This window comes from Cyanobacterium sp. HL-69, assembly GCA_002813895.1.
Lineage (GTDB): Bacteria > Cyanobacteriota > Cyanobacteriia > Cyanobacteriales > Cyanobacteriaceae > Cyanobacterium.
This window is the reverse complement of record CP024912.1, coordinates 939,483-957,323: the sequence shown is the minus strand read 5'-3', so window position 1 is coordinate 957,323 and position 17,841 is coordinate 939,483. Positions and strand designations below refer to the sequence as shown.

At 37.7% G+C, this 17,841-nt stretch carries 20 protein-coding genes; 6 read left to right on the top strand and 14 right to left on the bottom strand.

The window, feature by feature from the left end:
• Nucleotides 1-51: 51 nt before the first annotated feature.
• From rplT to AA637_RS04270, 9 genes are all read right to left on the bottom strand, one after another.
• Nucleotides 52-402, bottom strand: coding sequence for a 50S ribosomal protein L20 (rplT, locus tag AA637_RS04310; RefSeq protein ID WP_069790789.1), 351 nt, complete (start codon nt 400-402; stop codon nt 52-54).
• Nucleotides 403-453: 51 nt separating this feature from the next.
• Nucleotides 454-663, bottom strand: coding sequence for a 50S ribosomal protein L35 (rpmI, locus tag AA637_RS04305; RefSeq protein WP_069790846.1), 210 nt, complete (start codon nt 661-663; stop codon nt 454-456).
• 100 nt (nt 664-763) lie between these two features.
• A complete protein-coding gene (rpsJ, locus tag AA637_RS04300) occupies nt 764-1,081 on the bottom strand; it encodes a 30S ribosomal protein S10 (RefSeq protein ID WP_015223309.1) in 318 nt (105 codons plus the stop codon).
• A gap of 179 nt (nt 1,082-1,260) precedes the next feature.
• Nucleotides 1,261-2,490 (bottom strand): elongation factor Tu, encoded by a 1,230-nt coding sequence (tuf, locus tag AA637_RS04295; RefSeq protein WP_446684041.1) that lies wholly within the window; start codon nt 2,488-2,490, stop codon nt 1,261-1,263.
• Between the two features lie 33 nt (nt 2,491-2,523).
• On the bottom strand, nt 2,524-4,599 hold the full coding sequence (fusA, locus tag AA637_RS04290) for an elongation factor G (protein ID WP_446684040.1): 2,076 nt from the start codon (nt 4,597-4,599) through the stop codon (nt 2,524-2,526).
• Between the two features lie 143 nt (nt 4,600-4,742).
• Nucleotides 4,743-5,213: a 30S ribosomal protein S7 gene (gene rpsG / locus AA637_RS04285; protein WP_069790792.1), complete on the bottom strand. Its 471-nt coding sequence runs from the start codon at nt 5,211-5,213 to the stop codon at nt 4,743-4,745.
• 30 nt (nt 5,214-5,243) lie between these two features.
• Nucleotides 5,244-5,618, bottom strand: a complete 375-nt coding sequence (gene rpsL, locus AA637_RS04280; protein WP_015223305.1) for a 30S ribosomal protein S12 — start codon at nt 5,616-5,618, stop codon at nt 5,244-5,246.
• A gap of 125 nt (nt 5,619-5,743) precedes the next feature.
• Nucleotides 5,744-6,412, bottom strand: coding sequence for a phosphate signaling complex protein PhoU (gene phoU, locus AA637_RS04275; protein ID WP_069790847.1), 669 nt, complete (start codon nt 6,410-6,412; stop codon nt 5,744-5,746).
• Nucleotides 6,413-6,511: 99 nt separating this feature from the next.
• Nucleotides 6,512-7,477 carry an NAD(P)/FAD-dependent oxidoreductase gene (locus tag AA637_RS04270; protein WP_446684039.1) on the bottom strand — a complete coding sequence of 322 codons (966 nt, stop codon included), beginning with the start codon at nt 7,475-7,477 and terminating at the stop codon, nt 6,512-6,514.
• A gap of 511 nt (nt 7,478-7,988) precedes the next feature.
• On the opposite strand from AA637_RS04270, the gene AA637_RS04265 reads away from it, so the two are divergent.
• On the top strand, nt 7,989-8,129 hold the full coding sequence (locus tag AA637_RS04265; RefSeq protein WP_446684038.1) for a hypothetical protein: 141 nt from the start codon (nt 7,989-7,991) through the stop codon (nt 8,127-8,129).
• 40 nt (nt 8,130-8,169) lie between these two features.
• Here the strand turns inward: AA637_RS04265 and AA637_RS04260 are convergent, their stop codons facing one another.
• Nucleotides 8,170-8,562 carry a slr1601 family putative cell division protein gene (locus tag AA637_RS04260; RefSeq protein ID WP_446684037.1) on the bottom strand — a complete coding sequence of 131 codons (393 nt, stop codon included), beginning with the start codon at nt 8,560-8,562 and terminating at the stop codon, nt 8,170-8,172.
• Nucleotides 8,563-8,952: 390 nt separating this feature from the next.
• Here AA637_RS04260 and AA637_RS04255 point away from each other — a divergent pair, with 390 nt between their 5' ends.
• Nucleotides 8,953-10,149, top strand: a complete 1,197-nt coding sequence (locus AA637_RS04255; RefSeq protein ID WP_446684036.1) for a GNAT family N-acetyltransferase — start codon at nt 8,953-8,955, stop codon at nt 10,147-10,149.
• Between the two features lie 298 nt (nt 10,150-10,447).
• Here the strand turns inward: AA637_RS04255 and AA637_RS04250 are convergent, their stop codons facing one another.
• Both AA637_RS04250 and AA637_RS04245 read right to left on the bottom strand, forming a co-directional pair.
• Nucleotides 10,448-11,731, bottom strand: coding sequence for a glycosyltransferase (locus AA637_RS04250; protein ID WP_446684035.1), 1,284 nt, complete (start codon nt 11,729-11,731; stop codon nt 10,448-10,450).
• A gap of 21 nt (nt 11,732-11,752) precedes the next feature.
• Entirely contained in the window at nt 11,753-12,595 is an 843-nt protein-coding gene (locus AA637_RS04245) for a pentapeptide repeat-containing protein (RefSeq protein ID WP_446684034.1), read from the bottom strand.
• 318 nt (nt 12,596-12,913) lie between these two features.
• On the opposite strand from AA637_RS04245, the gene AA637_RS04240 reads away from it, so the two are divergent.
• Complete coding sequence (locus AA637_RS04240; protein ID WP_446684033.1) at nt 12,914-14,527, top strand: iron uptake porin; 1,614 nt, start codon at nt 12,914-12,916, stop codon at nt 14,525-14,527.
• Nucleotides 14,528-14,593: 66 nt separating this feature from the next.
• Here the strand turns inward: AA637_RS04240 and AA637_RS04235 are convergent, their stop codons facing one another.
• The gene (locus tag AA637_RS04235; RefSeq protein ID WP_446684529.1) at nt 14,594-14,998 is read right to left on the bottom strand and encodes an NINE protein; all 405 of its coding nucleotides are present in this window, start codon (nt 14,996-14,998) and stop codon (nt 14,594-14,596) included.
• Between the two features lie 126 nt (nt 14,999-15,124).
• Between AA637_RS04235 and AA637_RS04230 the strand changes: the two genes are divergently transcribed.
• The 3 genes from AA637_RS04230 (at nt 15,125) to AA637_RS04220 (ending at nt 17,511) form a co-directional block, all read left to right on the top strand.
• Nucleotides 15,125-15,436, top strand: coding sequence for a DUF1825 family protein (locus AA637_RS04230; protein ID WP_069790800.1), 312 nt, complete (start codon nt 15,125-15,127; stop codon nt 15,434-15,436).
• A gap of 153 nt (nt 15,437-15,589) precedes the next feature.
• Nucleotides 15,590-15,925 (top strand): DUF760 domain-containing protein, encoded by a 336-nt coding sequence (locus AA637_RS04225; protein WP_446684032.1) that lies wholly within the window; start codon nt 15,590-15,592, stop codon nt 15,923-15,925.
• Nucleotides 15,926-16,242: 317 nt separating this feature from the next.
• On the top strand, nt 16,243-17,511 hold the full coding sequence (locus AA637_RS04220; protein ID WP_446684031.1) for an ABC transporter substrate-binding protein: 1,269 nt from the start codon (nt 16,243-16,245) through the stop codon (nt 17,509-17,511).
• A gap of 48 nt (nt 17,512-17,559) precedes the next feature.
• On the opposite strand, the gene psaK is transcribed toward AA637_RS04220, so the two are convergent.
• A complete protein-coding gene (gene psaK / locus AA637_RS04215; protein ID WP_446684030.1) occupies nt 17,560-17,826 on the bottom strand; it encodes a photosystem I reaction center subunit PsaK in 267 nt (88 codons plus the stop codon).
• Between the last annotated feature and the right edge of the window lie 15 nt (nt 17,827-17,841).

Genomic DNA, 17,841 nt, shown 5'->3' with positions numbered 1-17,841 from the left:
GAAGCCTTATTAGAGCTAAAGAACACTTTATTCCATTACCATAAAACAAATCTAGGCTTGAAGCGCTAATTCTACTACCTTTTTAAATGCGTCCATATCTTGAACCGCTAAAAGAGCTAACATTTTACGGTTAAGAGAGATATTAGCTTTATCTAATTTATAAATTAATTGACTGTAGCTAATACCGTTCATTCTAGCCGCTGCATTTACACGGGTAATCCATAGACGACGAAAATCTCTTTTTTTCTTACGACGGTCACGATAAGCATTACGTAACGCTTTCATAACCTGTTGATTAGCAATACGGAATAGCTTAGAGTGAGAACCTCTATAACCTTTTGCTAGTTTTAAAATTTTATTACGTCTTTTACGGGCGACGTTACCTCTTTTTACTCTACTCATTTTTTTACAATTAAATTAATATTACAAAGTTTAATGGGGAGAAATTTGTTCCTACTTAGTACCGTAAGGAAGCATTAAACGTACTTCTTTCTCATCACTTTCATGAACTAAAGCCATGTTGCTAAGACGACGACGTTTTTGCTCTGCACTTTTATGTTCTAGTAAGTGATTTTTGTTTGCTTTACGGCGCATGATTTTTTTTCCGCTTCCAGTAATGCGAAAACGTTTAGCAGCGGATTTTTTAGTTTTTACTTTAGGCATAGTTTTTTCTAAATTAGCACAATTTACTATTATACGATTTTTTGTGGTCATCCTGAAAAGATGAACCCTAATTAACAGAAAAAAGTTATTTTTTCCAAAATTATAGTTTTACTTCGATGTCAACCCCAGCAGGCAAGTCTAATTTCATCAAAGCATCAATGGTTTTTGAGGAGGGTTGATAAATATCGATAACACGACGGTGAGTACGAGTTTCAAAGTGTTCTCTGGAATCTTTGTCAACGTGGGGAGATCTGAGTACACAGTAGATTTTACGTTTTGTGGGGAGAGGAATAGGACCTACTGGTTGAGCATTGGTACGATTAGCAGTCTCAACAATTTTTGTACAAGAAGTATCAAGTAAGCGACGGTCAAATGCTTTTAAGCGAATACGAATTTTTTGTTGTTGTAAGGTTGCCATGATTTTTATTGTTTTACTGGGATTAATTTTTCAAGGTACTAATTAATTGAGGATTGATAATTAAGAGTTGATAATGTACAAAAGTTTTTATCAGTCCGAATTATCTTGTTAGTAGGGACAAAATTAGGGCGTACAGAGAAATTAATCTGAGTAACGCCCCAATCATTATTTAATTCTTCCTACTTTAAAATTTTGGCTACAGCACCCGCACCGATGGTACGACCACCTTCACGAATAGCAAAACGCATTCCTTGTTCGATCGCAATGGGGTTGATTAAATCAACGGTCATTTTGATGCGATCGCCAGGCATTACCATTTCAGCAGCACTACCATCATCGGCGGTGAAGTCACTGATGGTTCCGGTTACGTCGGTAGTACGAACGTAGAACTGAGGACGGTATCCAGGGAAGAAAGGAGTATGACGACCACCTTCTTCTTTCTTGAGTACATAAACCTCAGCTTCAAAAGTGGTGTGAGGAGTGATAGAAGAGGGTTTAGCCAATACCATACCACGCTCAATATCTTCTTTTTGAACACCACGAAGTAATAAACCTACGTTGTCTCCAGCCATACCTTCGTCCAAAGTTTTTTGGAACATTTCCACACCAGTTACAGTGGTGTTACGAGTGTCACGAATGCCTACTAATTCTACGGTTTCGCCAACTTTAACTCTACCACGTTCGATACGACCGGTTGCAACGGTACCACGACCAGTGATGGAGAATACGTCTTCTACAGCCATCAAGAAAGGCTTGTCAACGTCACGCTCAGGGGTGGGGATGTAGTTATCTACTTCATCCATGAGAGTCCAGATTTTATCGGTCCACTCATTTTCACCCTTCTGGGTTTTAGCATTGGCGGTCATTTGTTCTACAGCTTTTAGAGCAGAACCAGAAACGATGGGAATATTGTCACCATCAAAACCGTATTCGCTTAAAAGTTCACGAACTTCTAACTCAACCAATTCCAATAACTCTTCATCATCTACTTGGTCTTGTTTGTTTAAGAACACAGCAAGGTTAGGTACACCAACCTGTCTAGCCAAGAGGATATGCTCACGAGTTTGGGGCATAGGGCCATCAGCTGCAGATACAACCAAGATAGCTCCGTCCATTTGAGCAGCACCAGTGATCATGTTTTTAACATAGTCAGCGTGTCCAGGACAGTCAACGTGGGCGTAGTGACGACCAGGAGTTTCATATTCAACGTGAGCGGTGTTGATGGTGATACCCCGTGCTTTTTCTTCAGGAGCAGCATCGATTTCATCATATTTACGAGCTTTTGCCTGACCAGCAGCAGATAGAGTTAAGGTAATAGCTGCAGTGAGGGTAGTTTTACCATGGTCAACGTGACCGATGGTACCAATATTAACGTGAGGTTTCGTTCTTTCAAATTTTTCCCGTGCCATTTTCTTTGTCTTTTCCTAATTTAATTAATAAATTTATACGTATCCTGTATTTTTGGTAATAATACCTTTAGCTACATTTTCGGGAACTTCAGAGTATTTACTGAATTCCATGCTAAATATACCACGTCCTTGGGTCTTAGAACGAATATCTGTGGCATAACCGAACATAGTTTCTAGGGGAACTTTTGCTGACACCTTAGCAAGGGAGCTTTCTGTTTCCATTCCTTCGATAATGCCTCGACGAGAATTGAGATCTCCGATAATGTCACCAACATAATTGTCGGGTACTTCCACCTCAACCTTCATCGTGGGCTCTAGTAAGACTGGTTGTGCTTTCTTCACTGCATCTCTAATTGCGATGGACCCAGCAATTTTAAACGCCATTTCGGAAGAATCCACGTCATGGTAAGAACCATCAATCAAAGCGACTTTTACATCGATGAGGGGATAACCAGCTATGATACCAGATTCACAGGCTTCTTTGATACCCTGTTGCACAGAAGGAATGTACTCTTTAGGAATCGCACCCCCAGTAATCTTGGAGACAAATTCAAAACCACTTCCTTCCTCTCCTGGCTCAATTTCGATCACCACATGACCATATTGCCCTTTACCACCACTCTGACGAATAAATTTACCCTCTGTTTGCACGGCTTTACGGATTGTTTCTCGGTAGGCTACTTGAGGTTGTCCCACGTTAGCTCCCACTTTAAATTCCCGTAACATCCGATCCACCAGAATTTCTAAATGCAACTCACCCATTCCTGCGATTACCGTTTGGTTAGTTTCGGGATTGATACTAACTTTGAAGGTAGGATCTTCGTCAGAAAGAGACTGCAAGGCCTTAGACAATTTATCCATGTCTTGCTGAGTTTTTGGTTCTACCGCCACTGAGATTACAGGCTCAGGCACATAGAGAGATTCGAGAATAATCGACTCACTATCATCACATAGTGTATCACCTGTGGTGGTATTTTTCAAGCCGATCGCCGCGCCTAGATCTCCTGCCCTTAGTTCTTCTACCTCTATTCTGTCGTTGGATTTGAGAATAATTAACCTAGAGATACGCTCTTTGGTATCTTTGGTAGAGTTGTAAATATAGCTACCTTTTGTCAAAACCCCAGAGTATATTCTGAGGAAGGTTAATCGACCAAAAGGATCGGAGGCTACTTTAAAAGCAAGGGCGGAGAAAGGTTCCTCATCTCCTGCGTGACGTTCTCCTTCTTCCCCACTGGGCAAAATCCCTTTAATGGCAGGGACTTCGTTGGGGGCAGGAAGGTAATCTACCACTGCGTCTAGGAGTAGTTGGACTCCTTTATTTTTGAAGGCAGAACCGCAGAGCATAGGCATTAAAGTACCTTTGATAGTACCTTGGCGAATTGCTTGTTTTATCTCGGCTTCGCTGATCTCTTCTTCTGCTAAATATTTTTCTAGTAAGGCTTCGTTTGACTCGGCGATCGCCTCTATGAGATAACCTCGATATTCCTCAGCTAACTCTCTTACCTCATGAGGAATATCAATTTCCTTGATTTGTTTACCCAAATCATCTTCATAAATTGTGGCTTTCATTCTGACCAAATCTACAATGCCAGAAAACTGATCTTCACTGCCAAGGGGAATTTGAATAGGAATAGCAGGAGCTTGAAGTCTATCTTTTACCTGTTCGCAAACACGGAAAAAGTTAGCCCCGGTGCGATCCATTTTGTTCACAAAAGCAACACGAGGTACATGATAACGATTTGCTTGACGCCAAACGGTTTCCGACTGAGGTTGAACCCCACCCACAGAACAAAATACTGCAATTACTCCATCTAAGACTCGCATGGAGCGCTCTACTTCGATGGTGAAATCTACGTGACCAGGAGTATCAATGATATTAATATGATGTCCTTGCCAATCGGTACTAATGGCCGCTGCGGTGATGGTGATTCCTCTTTCCCGTTCTTGTTCCATCCAGTCGGTGACAGCATTGCCATCGTGGACTTCTCCTATTTTATGAACGATACCAGAGTAGAATAAAATCCTCTCTGTTGTGGTAGTCTTTCCCGCATCAATATGGGCTGCAATGCCTATATTGCGAATTTTTTCTAGGGGAATGGAACGGGTCACAGTTACCTCCTGCTGTCGAAATCTGTACTAGAATTTTGAGCTTAAATAAAAACTATTTACAATCTTACACTTTTCTTAACATAACTTTTTATTTTTTGACAATAAAGCTAGTTATGAGGTTAAAAATTGTGAATAAATTGTGCTTAGTATCTGTAGTGAGCAAATGCTTTGTTTGCTTCTGCCATTTTGTGGGTTTCTTCTCTTTTCTTGATAGCTCCCCCAGTTTCGTTGGCAGCATCCATGATCTCGTTAGCAAGTTTCATGGACATAGTTCTACCGCTTCTTTTGCGGGAGAATTGAATCAACCAACGGAGGGCAAGACTACTACCACGGGAAGGTCTTACTTCCATGGGGACTTGATAGGTTGCACCACCAACCCTTCTGGCCTTAACTTCCACGAGGGGAGTTAGGTTTTTGATGGCTTGTTCAAAAGTTTCCATGGGTTCAGCACCAGTTCTTTCACCGATGATTGCCATGGCATCATATAAGATGCTGGCAGCTAAGGATTTTTTGCCATCTTTCATGATGCGACGAATAGTCATGCTGACTAAACGACTGTTATATACTGCATCTGGTGGAACTTCCACCACTTTAGCTTTACTTCTACGAGACATTTTCTATATCCTAAAATTTATTTACTTCATTTATGCTTTAGGACGTTTTGCTCCATATTTAGAGCGTCCTTGTTTTCTGTCCTTTACACCAGTAGCATCTAGTGTTCCTCTAACGATGTGGTATCTTACACCAGGTAAATCTTTTACTCTTCCGCCTCTGATCAATACTACAGAGTGTTCTTGAAGGTTATGACCAATACCTGGAATATAAGCGGTAACTTCAAACCCAGAAGTTAAACGAACCCTTGCTACCTTTCTGAGGGCAGAGTTAGGTTTTTTGGGGGTGGTGGTATATACCCTTGTACAAACACCACGACGCTGAGGACATTCTTTTAATGCTGGAGATTTTGTCTTTTTCTGGATGGAGGATCTTTCACTCCGGATTAATTGTTGAATAGTTGGCATGAGGTATGCTTTTTATACACTATTTTATGTATATATAAATATAGTTCGCCCTAGGATAATTTCTAGTGACAATCTCTGATCATACCCCACTTTTTCTTCTTTTGTCAATTCTGGTCAATTTCTGATTAATTACGGTAGCCATTAACGATAAATGAGACTCTTTGGGCTATATTAGTGGAATGATCCGCCATTCTCTCTAGGTAGCGAATGACAAGGATTAGAAGCACTATTGGTTCAACTATGCCGGGGACGTTTTCTTGGTAGGCTAATTTGGCGTAAAGGTTATCGTAAGCGTCGTCAATGGTATCATCGAGAAATTTAATCTTTTCTCCAGCTTCAGCGTCTAATTCAGTAAGAGCAACTATGCTTTTGGCTAACATTAGTTGAGCGTGTTGAGACATGGTGGCGATTTCTTTCATGCAGGGGTGGGGAGAATAGAGAATGAGTTTTTGGGATATTTCTCCTAAGTCTTGGGCATAGTCACCGATGCGCTCTAAGTCTCTTACTAATTGCATGAAGGCACTAAGGATGCGCAAATTTTTGGGGGAGGGGCTTTGGCTGGTTAGAATATTGGAGCAGTCTAGTTCGATTTGGCGATAATATTTATCTATTTCTTGGTCTTGGATGATAATTTTTTGAACGGCTTCTAAGTCTTGTTCAAATAAGGCTCGATGGCTATAGCGAAATGATTCTTCTACCAATGCTCCCATTCTGAGGACATCTTGGGCTACTTGACTGGTTTTTTTTTGTAGCCTGATGTTGTCTCCTACTTTGATTTGTTCTGATAATGCTATTTGTTGTTGTAATGATACCACTTTCTCTATGCTCCAATATTTCAAGCCCTATTACCATTAATAACAGGAAAAAGTTAAAGTGATATTAAGGTTGTATGTTTATTTTATTTTAAGGGCGATCGCACTGGCACTCAAAAAAGCACCTTCGACCTTACCAGATAAACACCAATCACCACAAATCCCTAATCCCGTTTTGGCATCGTAATAATAACCCTGTTGATTAGGCTGTTGAGGTAAAGCATAACGCCACAGATGCAAAGAAAAATAATGGAAGGGAGAAAATTTGAAATCAAAAACCTTCTCCGTTTGTGTCAACAAATCTTGACTAATTTTTTCTCGGTCATCATTCACATGATCCATGGCATAGGTAAAATTGGACTGGATAACTATCGCACCACCATCCCCTCGATTAGGCTTCGTATCATTGGCACTTACCCAACCCAACACCGGATGGCTAAACTTTACCCCCTCAAAAGGTAAATTGACTTTCTTTTCAGGAATAACCATCAAAGTAAAACAAGGAAGCATCTTTATCTTGGCAATGTCTGGCTTAAAAGTACAATCATCAGGTAACAAATTCGCCGTTTGACTAGGAGGGGCAGTAATAACCACCGCATCATAATCTCCGTAACGGTGATTATGGTCATCTAACAATGTCCAAGAATCATTATTTTTTGTGAGAGAAACTATTTTAGTTTCTAGCTTAACGGTGGTATCGCCGCTCAAATATTTACAAAGTCGATTCATTGCTTCATTAGGCACATATCTAATTTTTGAGGACTTATCTTCATGGAATATGCCATTTTCCCAAGAAGCAAATTTCCCCTGCCACGGTTGCATTACCTCCCCATAGATACTTATAAAATCTTGAAATTCATTGTTACTAAGACCAAAATATTGCGTACCATGGTCAATATAACCCCAGTCGGTACGACGGCTCGACATTCTACCACCCACACCACGTCCTTTATCAAATACTTGAACATCTACCCCTTTTTCTTGAAGTTTTGTGGCTAGGGTTAAACCTGATATTCCCGCACCGATGATGGCTATTTTGTTGGTCATAGTTTTAAGTTAGGAGTAAACAATTTATGTCTGTTACTTAATTCTACATTCTCCATTGGTTCTAATAAACCTTTTGCGTACCTAATTTTTGTTCTGATTTTTGCTTTTTTCTATGGTTGTTTATGGATATTTATGTTATTATTTAAATAATGGGAGACATTGGATTTTTTTTAACAAACAGTCAGATTTCTATTATATTAAAGATACTCGTCATCATCCCCTGTTAATAGCCAAAAGTCAAGAAAAAGACAGTTGTTTTAACAATTGTTAATAGAAAAAAAATAGAAGATAATTAGCAGAAAATAGAAAAGAAGAGAGATAAGTTACTTAGTAATTGTGGTACTGATAAGAGCGAAAGAAAGTACTATGTGAAGTAATGTGAATAAAGTCAAATAAATATTACAAATATCTCAGAATTTGGGCTTTGTAAATGATAATAAAGATACAGGAATGAGAGAAAAATTAAAACTTGACTCTTAATCCTGATTTTGAACTTAGGAGGAATCGTCCTATGAATATTCTTCAAATACTAGAAGCAATTAGCAACTACTTAACAGAAGGTTTTGCGATGATTTTTAGTGCTGAAAAAGATGAACTACCAGAGATAGGAGTCCAGCCTTTTGAATGTATGCCTTATGCACAGCAGAAGTAAATATCGGTTTAATTGAAAGGGGTTAAAACCCCTAATTTTTTTATTTTTTTTCGACAAAAAAGATGGGGCGCAAATTAGGATCAACTTTGTAGGTATTATCTTTCATAACTCTTCTGGAAGATTTAGGGTCAAAGGTTGTGGAAAAATTTTCTTCTAGTCTTTGAACTCTGGGGGATACTTTATTAATTTCTTCTTGGATTTGGTTAATTTGAGATTGCTGAATGTCGTTGTAGGGTAAAAGATTTTTGACGCTAGTAACGGAGAAAGCGACAATACCTAAATTAAAACCTATTTTTAATATATTTTCTAGGCTACGGTGAAGACAATATTGTTTGAGTCTTTTTTTTTCTTCTTTTTTTTGTCTTTCTAAGAAGACGGTATCGATGTTGTTGTGAAGATATTTACTTTTTTTAAATGGTTTAATGTTGTTCATAGGGATAATACTTTAAATGATGTTTTAATTTTTAATTTTAGTGTTGATTTTTAAAAATGGTCGTTGATTAATGAAAAAAATTTGAGATAAGATGGGATTAGACAAAAAGTAATTATCGATGAGGTGATTGGTAATTTTGTTGGTCTAATTTTTTTAAAGAGAAATGGCAGAAAGGTTTTAGGTTGTATTTGTCTTAATAGTTATGATGATTTTGAGGGTTTAGGATTTTTATGGTTAACTGTTAAGCTAATATCTAATGACCATCACTATTGTTAAATTAACTACTTTATTCGAGGTTGGTGAGAATGTTGTAATTTTTGAGAGTTGCTTTTTGTCTCTTACTTTGAAGTTTTTTTGTTCTCAATATATTTAATTTAAAAAGATAATACTATGAATACATCTACATTACCAAAATCTAGTTTAAAGATTCGAGGGGTACAATATCGAGATTTAGGGGCGATCGCCTCTTTGCTCCAAGAAAGATTATCATTAGAAAATAACTATCGTTTTGCTTCTCTTTTGAAACAGGTACAAAAGTACCAAAGCTGTTACGGTTTATTGCAGATGGCAAAAATGTTGCCCTCTAGTTGGAATCGAGATTTTTATGTGTATGTAGCGGAAAAAGATGGACAGATTCAAGGGTTAATTCAAGTTGCCCCTTTTAACCAAAATCGCAGTACATGGAAAGTTGAGCTAGTAATAATTAATTACAACACTTCATTGAGCCATTTACTAATCGGTAATTGTAGCATTGGCTCTCAATTATTGCGTTACTGTTTTGAGAAAATTTGGGAAGCCAGAACATGGATACTAGAAGTAAATATAAATGAAAAAAGTACCCTCGGATTGTATCGAGAAAATGGTTTTCAACCCCTAGCCCAAATTACTAATTGGGAATGTAATGCCGAAATTTTAGCAAAATTAGCAGAAAAAGAGCCTAGTTTACCTAATCTTTTACCTGTGAGTAATGCGGATTCTCGTTTACTATATCAGTTAGATTGTGTTTCTTTGCCTCCTACTATTCGGCAGGTTTTTGATTTGCATTTAGAGGATTTTAAAACGGGCTTTTTTACCTATGTATCGAAAACGATTAAGTCTTTTTGGAGTCAGGAAGAAACCATCAGGGCTTATGTATTTGAGCCTCAGAGAAAGGCTGCCATTGGCTATTTTAAGCTCATTGTGTCTCAAAATGGTGCTAAACCCCATGAAGCAGATTTAACGGTGCATCCTGCTTATACATGGTTGTATCCGAAACTTTTAACTCAGATGGCGGCGGTTATCCAGAAGTTTCCTCCTCAGTCTTTGTTGCTTTCTTCTGGGGATTATCAACCAGAAAGGGAGGAGTATTTGGAAAAAATTGGGGCGCAAAGAATGGAGCAAAATTTGCTCATGTCTCGCTCGGTTTGGCACAAGTTAAGGGAGGCAAAGCCTTTGGAATCGTTAAATTTACAGGAAGTTTTACAAGGATTGAAGCCTTCTCGCCCTGCTATTCCTACCCATTGGCAACCTTCCCCCATTGAAAATCCTATTTATCCTTCTTCTCCTTTACATCATCAAAATGATGAACAAAAAAAGCGGGAAAAGTAAGGGTAACGATAGGTTATCATCGCTTACCGTGTAATAAGTTACATGACTAAATAATTTATCGATAAATTGAATTTTTATTTTGATTTACGGATTTAGCTTAATAAGGGGTTTAATACCAAATCCTACATTAAAAGTAGACTAATAACTATCATCAATCTCAATGATTTCAAGTAAATAAATATACTATCTAAATAGGATTTGGTATAAGGATATTAAAAACATAAAAAAATGGTCAATAATCACCATTATCAATTCTTCATTATCCATTAACTCCATGATTCGAGTTTTTCAGCAACCTCTAATTAGTTTTAGTGCTATTTCCCCAGTTTAGTTTGTAGTTTAGCCAAAAATTCCAAAAGGTGGTAAGGGCGATCGCACTTAAATTGGCAATGTAGGGGTTAGGAAAGATAAAGTTAACAATAAGATTAAGAATAACAACGTTAATAAATAACCCAGCTAAACAGATAAGATTAAATTTAAGCAATCTTTTAAGGGTGTGAAGTTTCCCTTGCCCAAATTGAGAAAAATCTTTGAATGTCCAACGGTCATTCCAGATAAAATTATTAATGATGGCAAATTCAGCCGCAATAATTTTACTGAGGGTTAAATTCCATTGCATGGTGCTGGGGCCACTGAGAAGATATAATATGGTCATATCTACAAATACCCCCGTAAAGCCAACCATACCAAAGCGAATAAAACGACTAAATGGCCATAAAGCGAGTCTCAATCGCAATAGGTGATGGATATAGTCTCGATATTGTTTCCAAGTAACTTTGCTTTGCCCTTCGACTCTTTCTTGGAAAACATAGCCCACTTCGGCAATATTACGAAAATAACCTCTGGCTACTACTTCTATTAAAATTTTATAGCCCACAGGAGCTAAGGTACAATGGGCGATCGCCTTTCTTTGTAGTACAAAATAACCACTCATGGGATCAGATATTCTGCCGATGGTATTGGGTAAAATCAATAAGCCCATAATTTGAGCGCCCCTAGACAAACAACGACGGAAAAAACTCCAATCACTCACCCCACCATTTTTAGTGTGACGACTTGCCACGGCTAAATCAGCCCCATCACAGATACGCCCCAAAAGTTCTAATAAAATATCGGGAGGGTGTTGTAAATCTGCATCTATTACTCCCAAAATTTCTCCCCTTGCCCCTTGCCATCCTCTGATTACTGCCGTAGATAACGAGCGCTCATTTTGACGACGCATTACCCGCAATGGAGGATAATCCTTGGTTAATTTTAATGCTTTTTCCCAAGTGCGATCGGGGCTGTCATCATCCACTATAATCAATTCATAATGGGAAGGAATAACCCCATCAAGGACATGACAAATTTTACTAACAATTCCCTCAATGTTTTCCCCTTCTTGGTAGGTGGGTAATATAAGGGAAAACCAAACTCTATAAGTAGAAGTCGAAGCAATGTTATAAAGTTTTTCTCGCAAACATAAATAATCCTGGGGCGCTGATTCTAAAGAATCAACTTTTAACAAACCTGATGGCACAGGTAATAATTTACTATTATCTCTTAACAAGTTTTGCTCATGGGGCAAAGGATTATTCATCATTATTAATCAATAAATCATAAATTATTTTGCTTTTTTTGGATCTTTTTCCATTAGTATTACTGGGCAGTTATGAAAAGGTTGAATTAAATTCATTTTTGCTTTAACGGGATCAAAATTATCTGGTAATGTCGTAAAAATATCATAACAGCTATTTGTGAAATCAGCATTTGTTAGATTAGCTTTTTCTAAAAATGCTCCTGATAAATCAGCATTTATCAAACTACTTTCTGTTAAGTTAGCTTTGGTAAAATTAACTTTATGAAAATTGCCATAGTTTAAATTTGCCTTGGTTAAATTACTATTTTTAAAATTAGTAAAAGATAAATTTAAATTACTTAATTGTGCTTCCTCTAAGTTAGAGTTTTCTAAAATATTACTTGCCCTTGTATGGTTATTGAAAGTGAGCAAATGATTATCCTCTAAGAACATTATGATATAACGTTTTCTTTCCCCATCAAGTTCCTTGAGAGCCGCCTGAGTATTTGCCCGAAGAAGATTATAGTTTTGTTGTAATTTCCACAAAGGATAGTTGAGGGTTAATTCCGTGGTCTGAGTAAGGTAATTATTAAGAATATTTTGACGATAACTTTCCAATTGTAAATTTAAATTGGCATTACTATCTTGAATTTGCAAAGGGCGATATAAAAATTGTTCACTGAATATATTAGAAATAGTTAAAAAGCCGATAACTAAAGTAGTTGCCGAAGTAATTAAAGAACCAATAATGGGTCCAATAGCTATTTCAGGAATGTGAACAGAAGTAGTAATGGCCTCGGCGATCGCATTTACAAATGAAGATAAAGTTTTTTGAAAACGTTTAAAAATTTTGGGAAAAACTGAAGATTTTTTATCAGAATTTGACATGAATAAATATCAAAAATAAAAAGAGCAATTTATTAATATTTTTAGCTATTCAGATAATAACAAACAAACCGAACCAAACAAAACCGATAACACCCTCAAAATATTGAATAAGAATAATAAAAAATAAATTAACCTGTTCATCACAAAAATTTATTTTTTTTTCATAAAACATCTTAAGTCTATTTTATCATTTTAACCATGCTTATATTGCATACAAATTCATTATTGGTATTAACCAATACAAAACCCTCCTCAAAAGAATAGCTAAACTTTAATCGTCTTTCTTAACCAATTCTTAATAACTGTTGTGAGGTTTTAATGTCCAAAAAATCGGGTTGTTTTTCATTAAAGAGTGTAGCAAATTATAAAGTAATAATTGCCCTTACCACCCTAATAAGCACTAACCCTGCCCATGCACAAATTAATGTCATGGATATTGACAATCAAGAATCCATGGGGCAAGTTACCTCAGTAAACCAACTGAGCGACGTATCTCCCACCGACTGGGCTTACGAAGCCCTAAGAAGTCTCGTAGAGCGTTACGGTTGTATTGTCGGTTATCCCGATCGCACATTCAGGGGAAATAGAGCGTTAAGCCGTTATGAATTTGCGGCGGGTTTAAATGCCTGTATGCAATCCATCGAACGCTTAATCGGCACAGGAGGAGTAGGAGAAGAAGATATTGCAGCCCTCAGAAGACTAATTGCCGAATTTGAAACCGAACTCGCCACCCTCGGTGCCAGAGTTGATAACCTAGAGGGTAGGGTAGCCTTCTTAGAAGATAATCAATTTTCCACCACAACAAAATTAGCTGGAGAAGTTGCCTTCACCCTCGCTGATGCCTTTGGAGGAGATGTTACGAACCCCCTCACAGGAGTCAGGGAAGACTTTAACGCCCAAGCCACCCTCACCTCCAGAGTAAGGCTACAAATGTCCACCAGTTTTACTGGTAACGATGTTTTATTCACTCGTCTAACTGCAGGTAATCTGGGTAACTCCTTTGGCTCTCAAACCTTTACCGATGAAGGGCGATTTGCCTATGATGGACAAGCAGACAATAATGTAACCTTAGACCGTCTTCACTACTACTTCTCCCTGACTCCCAAAACAAGGGTATTTACCATGGCCAGTTTAGGAGGACACCATTTCTATGCTGATACATTCAACTCTGGACTAGAAGCAGGAGGAGGTGCAGGAGGTGCATTATCTCGATTTGGAGAAAGAAATCCTATATACCGTCTAGGTTTGGGGGGACAAGGTATCGGATTAAGACAGCAATTGGGGGATAAATTTGAGCTTTCTGCTGGTTATTTGGCAAGGGGTGGCAATAATCCTGCTGACGGCAGAGGCTTATTCGATGGTAACTATTCTGCCATGGGGCAATTAGTCTTTAAACCTAGTAACCGATTTAAACTTGGCTTTACTTACATTAAAGGTTATGATCCAAACGGTGCAGGTTCAGCTTTTAACTTTGGTGGCACAGGTACCAGATTTGGTAATTTACAAGGATTGGGACTAAATGGAATCCCTGTTTCTAGCGACTCCTATGGTATTCAAGGTCAATTAGATATTAGCCCTAAATTTAGCCTTCGTGCTTGGGGCGGTTATACGGATGCTCAACTTCAAAGCACTGGTAGTGCAGAAATTTGGAATTATGCCGTAGCTCTGGCGTTCCCTGACTTAGGAAAAGAAGGTAGTCTCGGCGCTATTATCGTGGGTGCGGAACCCCATTTAACGGGGTTAACTTTAGGTGGAGTTAATCAAACTTTTTCTAACGATACTCCTTGGCACATCGAAGTATCTTACAAGTATCCTATTAACAATCGTATTAGTCTCACCCCTGGATTGATCGTATTAACAGCACCTAATCAGGATAGTGGTGCAAATGATCCAGTTTATATCGGCACTTTGAGAACTACTTTTACTTTCTAAGTAAATAAGTTTTTAGGCTCACAATTTTTTATCTTTGGCAAGGGGTTTAAATCCCTTGCTTTTTTATTAATCAATTAAAGCACGGCGTTTTTGCTCAAATTCGTATTCCGAGATTAACCCCTCTTGGCGCAAGGTTTCCAACTCTCTGATGGCTGATACTACATCGACGGTGTTTTGTGCCACCAAAGATTTTTGCTGTAAATTTGCCATCTGCACGTCACCGTTGTTAGAATTGAAGGAGAGTATATCCTGAGACGGCAACAAGTACAACACTACATCCACCGCACAGGCGATTTTTATCAAAGAAGGGTTATTCCAGCCCAAGGCAAGATATAGTACCCCCCAAATGGGTTGTCCTAAATAAAATTTGTGTAAACCACCAAAAGGGGCGATCGTACCAAGGAAAGCAAAAATAATACTAATGACCTTTTTCTTAGAAAAACTATTCTTAGAATCGGTGGAAAATTGCATAATGACAAGGATAATACGGAAATCCGTATTCAAAAACTTATGTATCTAATCATATAATTAAACTTAGCAGACCGCAGAACTTTATTCACTATAACTGATACAGTATTGCACTTGAGAGGAAGAAAGATGAGTTTTTTTGATTCAGAAGTAGTACAACAAGAAGCCAAGCAACTATTTGAAGATTATCAATCCCTTAGTCAATTGGGGAGCGAATTCGGTAAATTTGACCGAGAAGGAAAAAAAATCTTTATTGAAAGAATGGAAAATATGATGGATCGTTATCGTATTTTTATGAAAAGATTTGAACTATCAGAAGACTTTATGGCAAAAATGACCATAGAGCAATTAAAAACTCAACTAAGTCAATTTGGCACCACTCCTGAACAAATGTTCATGCAGATGAATCAAACCCTCGAAAGGATGAAAAAAGAGATTTAATTTTGATAGGGTAATATTTATACTCTTTTAGTTCGGTTCTACTCAATCTAAAAATAGTTATTTAAAGATAAATTAATTATAGTAAACACTTTTTCTGAAAGGAACATAATTCTGATCAAAAGCAGGGTTTTTTATAGTAATTGAGGAGAAAAAATGAATCAATCATTCCATCGCCAATCAAACTATTTCAATAACAATGATGAGGATAATAATTTATTAAAATATCTTCAGTCTTTAAGCCCAGAAACCATTGCTAATTTATCTCAGCCCAAGACTTCTGAAGTTTTCCAAGTGATGGAAAGAAACATTGGTGGTTTATTAGGAAATCTACCCGCAGAAGGTTTTGGGGTGATGGTGAGTACGAGTCGAGAAAACCTTGGTAAATTATTGGCATCAGCAATGATGAGTGGTTATTTGTTGCGTAATGCGGAGCAAAGAATGGACTTTGAAAAGGCTTTGGCTGGTTCAAATGATGCTCAGAATAATTAGTATCTGTTCGATAAAACTTTAAATATTTCTTTTTTACTAACTACTATTTTTTGTAAAATAATATATTAAAGTTGTGAATAAAGGGTTTTTTGTTATTGATAAAAGTACAAATTACTTTTACTTAATATTATGGTAACTTAAAATATAAATGAGATGCTGCCAAGTGCTAAAAGATTTATAGAATTGAGTTTTTAGCTAGGTAAATTGTCTCAAAATTTACTATAGTAACTACATAAATTAGAATCTAGTTTAAAACTATACTTTGATTGTATTCTTAGAGTTACAATTGGTTTAATGTATTTACTGAAATAATATTTGTGAAAATTAAAAATAATTTTATTACTTTTATAACAGTTTTAATTTTACTAGTTCCTTTGTTGACAGGTTGTCAAAATTCTATGGAGGGAACTTCTGCTGATGGTGTTACTAGAATTACTTTTTGGCATGGTATTAACCCCCCTGAAAATAGAGAAATTTTTAATGAATTATTAGCCCAATTTAATGAAAATAATCCTAATATAGAAGTGCAGGGATTGTATGTGGGGCAACCTGATGAACAGTTGCCAAAAATTATTGCTTCAGTGGTGGGAAATCAGCCCCCTGATGTGCTGTGGTATGTTCCCCAGTTGACGGGAAAATTGGTAGATTTAGGGGCTATTAAGCCTTTGACAGAATGGTTTGATGGTTCTACCTTAAAGGAGGAAATTGAACCTGCGATGCTTTCTACCATGAGGCTAGGGAATGAAATTTGGTCCGTACCTTTTGCTACTAATAACACGGCGATGTTTTATCGTCCTAGTTTGTTTGAGGAGGCTGGAATTACTGAGTTGCCTTCTACTTGGGATGAGTTTGTGACAGTTGCAGGACAATTGACGAAGGGTAATGAGCAACATGGGGTGTTACTCTCTTCGGGGAAGGGGGAGTTTACGGTGTTTGTGTGGTTGCCTTTTATTTATGGGGCTGATGGCTTTATTGTGGAAAATGATCAGCCTAATTTGATTAATGAGGGGACACAAAAGGCGTTAAGTTTGGGGGCGGAGTTGGTTAATAGTAATTATGCAATATTATCAGCGCCCGATCGCGGTTATGAGTTAGATGATTTTATTAGTGGTAGGGTAGCGATGCAAATTACTGGGCCTTGGACTCTGGCACAGTTGAAACAAAGTGGCATTGATTATGGTGTTTTTCCTTTGCCTGTGGTTGATAAACCTGCGACGGTATTAGGGGGAGAAAGTTTGTTTGTGTTTAAGACTAATCCTGAGAGGGAGGAGGCTTCTTTACGATTTTTGGAGTATATTTTGGGGAAGGAGTTTCAGCAACAATGGGCTTTAAAAACGGGTTATTTGCCTATTAATCGGTTAGTGAAGGACAGTGCCGAATATCAGCAGTTTGTGGCGGAAAATCCTGTGTTGGAGGTGTTTTTGGAGCAGATGGACAATGCTTATACTCGTCCTATTCTCTCTGATTATCCTACCATTTCAGAAAATTTGGGAAGGGCGATCGAATCTACTCTTTTGGGGCAAAAGTCTGCGGAGGATGCCCTCGGGGAGTCTCAGAAACGAATTAATTTATCGGTAGGAAATTAAAAAGTTGAGAGGGACTTTTGATATAAAGTCCCTTTTCTCATGGCAAAATTATAATGCACCGAGGTTTGCTAATCCTAAGATTACCCCTACACCAATAAGATGACCGAGGCTAGTGGTAGCTAGTAGAGCGGGGAAACCCATGCCACCAAAAAGGGCAGGAGAAGGTAACTGAGGGCCTGCACTAGGATATTTGATGGTGAATTTACCAATGGCGATCGCAACAATATTGCAAACAATCATGGTAAGAGCAACATTAGAATTCCACTCAATGGTGCTAGGAATTGCAGTGGCAATGATAGAAGTAAATTGAAACATTTAATACTTTCCCTA

Bases quoted from the DNA above. Each gene is read 5' to 3' on its own strand.
- AA637_RS04250 (WP_446684035.1), bottom strand. From the start codon at position 11,731: ATGATGAATAATCCTTTGCCCCATGAGCAAAACTTGTTAAGAGATAAT.
- rpmI (WP_069790846.1), bottom strand. From the start codon at position 663: ATGCCTAAAGTAAAAACTAAAAAATCCGCTGCTAAACGTTTTCGCATT.
- AA637_RS04260 (WP_446684037.1), bottom strand. From the start codon at position 8,562: ATGAACAACATTAAACCATTTAAAAAAAGTAAATATCTTCACAACAAC.
- AA637_RS04240 (WP_446684033.1), top strand. From the start codon at position 12,914: ATGTCCAAAAAATCGGGTTGTTTTTCATTAAAGAGTGTAGCAAATTAT.
- AA637_RS04255 (WP_446684036.1), top strand. From the start codon at position 8,953: ATGAATACATCTACATTACCAAAATCTAGTTTAAAGATTCGAGGGGTA.
- rpsJ (WP_015223309.1), bottom strand. From the start codon at position 1,081: ATGGCAACCTTACAACAACAAAAAATTCGTATTCGCTTAAAAGCATTT.
- rpsL (WP_015223305.1), bottom strand. From the start codon at position 5,618: ATGCCAACTATTCAACAATTAATCCGGAGTGAAAGATCCTCCATCCAG.
- AA637_RS04245 (WP_446684034.1), bottom strand. From the start codon at position 12,595: ATGTCAAATTCTGATAAAAAATCTTCAGTTTTTCCCAAAATTTTTAAA.
- AA637_RS04225 (WP_446684032.1), top strand. From the start codon at position 15,590: ATGAATCAATCATTCCATCGCCAATCAAACTATTTCAATAACAATGAT.
- AA637_RS04230 (WP_069790800.1), top strand. From the start codon at position 15,125: ATGAGTTTTTTTGATTCAGAAGTAGTACAACAAGAAGCCAAGCAACTA.
- AA637_RS04270 (WP_446684039.1), bottom strand. From the start codon at position 7,477: ATGACCAACAAAATAGCCATCATCGGTGCGGGAATATCAGGTTTAACC.
- rpsG (WP_069790792.1), bottom strand. From the start codon at position 5,213: ATGTCTCGTAGAAGTAAAGCTAAAGTGGTGGAAGTTCCACCAGATGCA.
- AA637_RS04235 (WP_446684529.1), bottom strand. From the start codon at position 14,998: ATGCAATTTTCCACCGATTCTAAGAATAGTTTTTCTAAGAAAAAGGTC.
- tuf (WP_446684041.1), bottom strand. From the start codon at position 2,490: ATGGCACGGGAAAAATTTGAAAGAACGAAACCTCACGTTAATATTGGT.
- rplT (WP_069790789.1), bottom strand. From the start codon at position 402: ATGAGTAGAGTAAAAAGAGGTAACGTCGCCCGTAAAAGACGTAATAAA.
- AA637_RS04265 (WP_446684038.1), top strand. From the start codon at position 7,989: ATGAATATTCTTCAAATACTAGAAGCAATTAGCAACTACTTAACAGAA.
- psaK (WP_446684030.1), bottom strand. From the start codon at position 17,826: ATGTTTCAATTTACTTCTATCATTGCCACTGCAATTCCTAGCACCATT.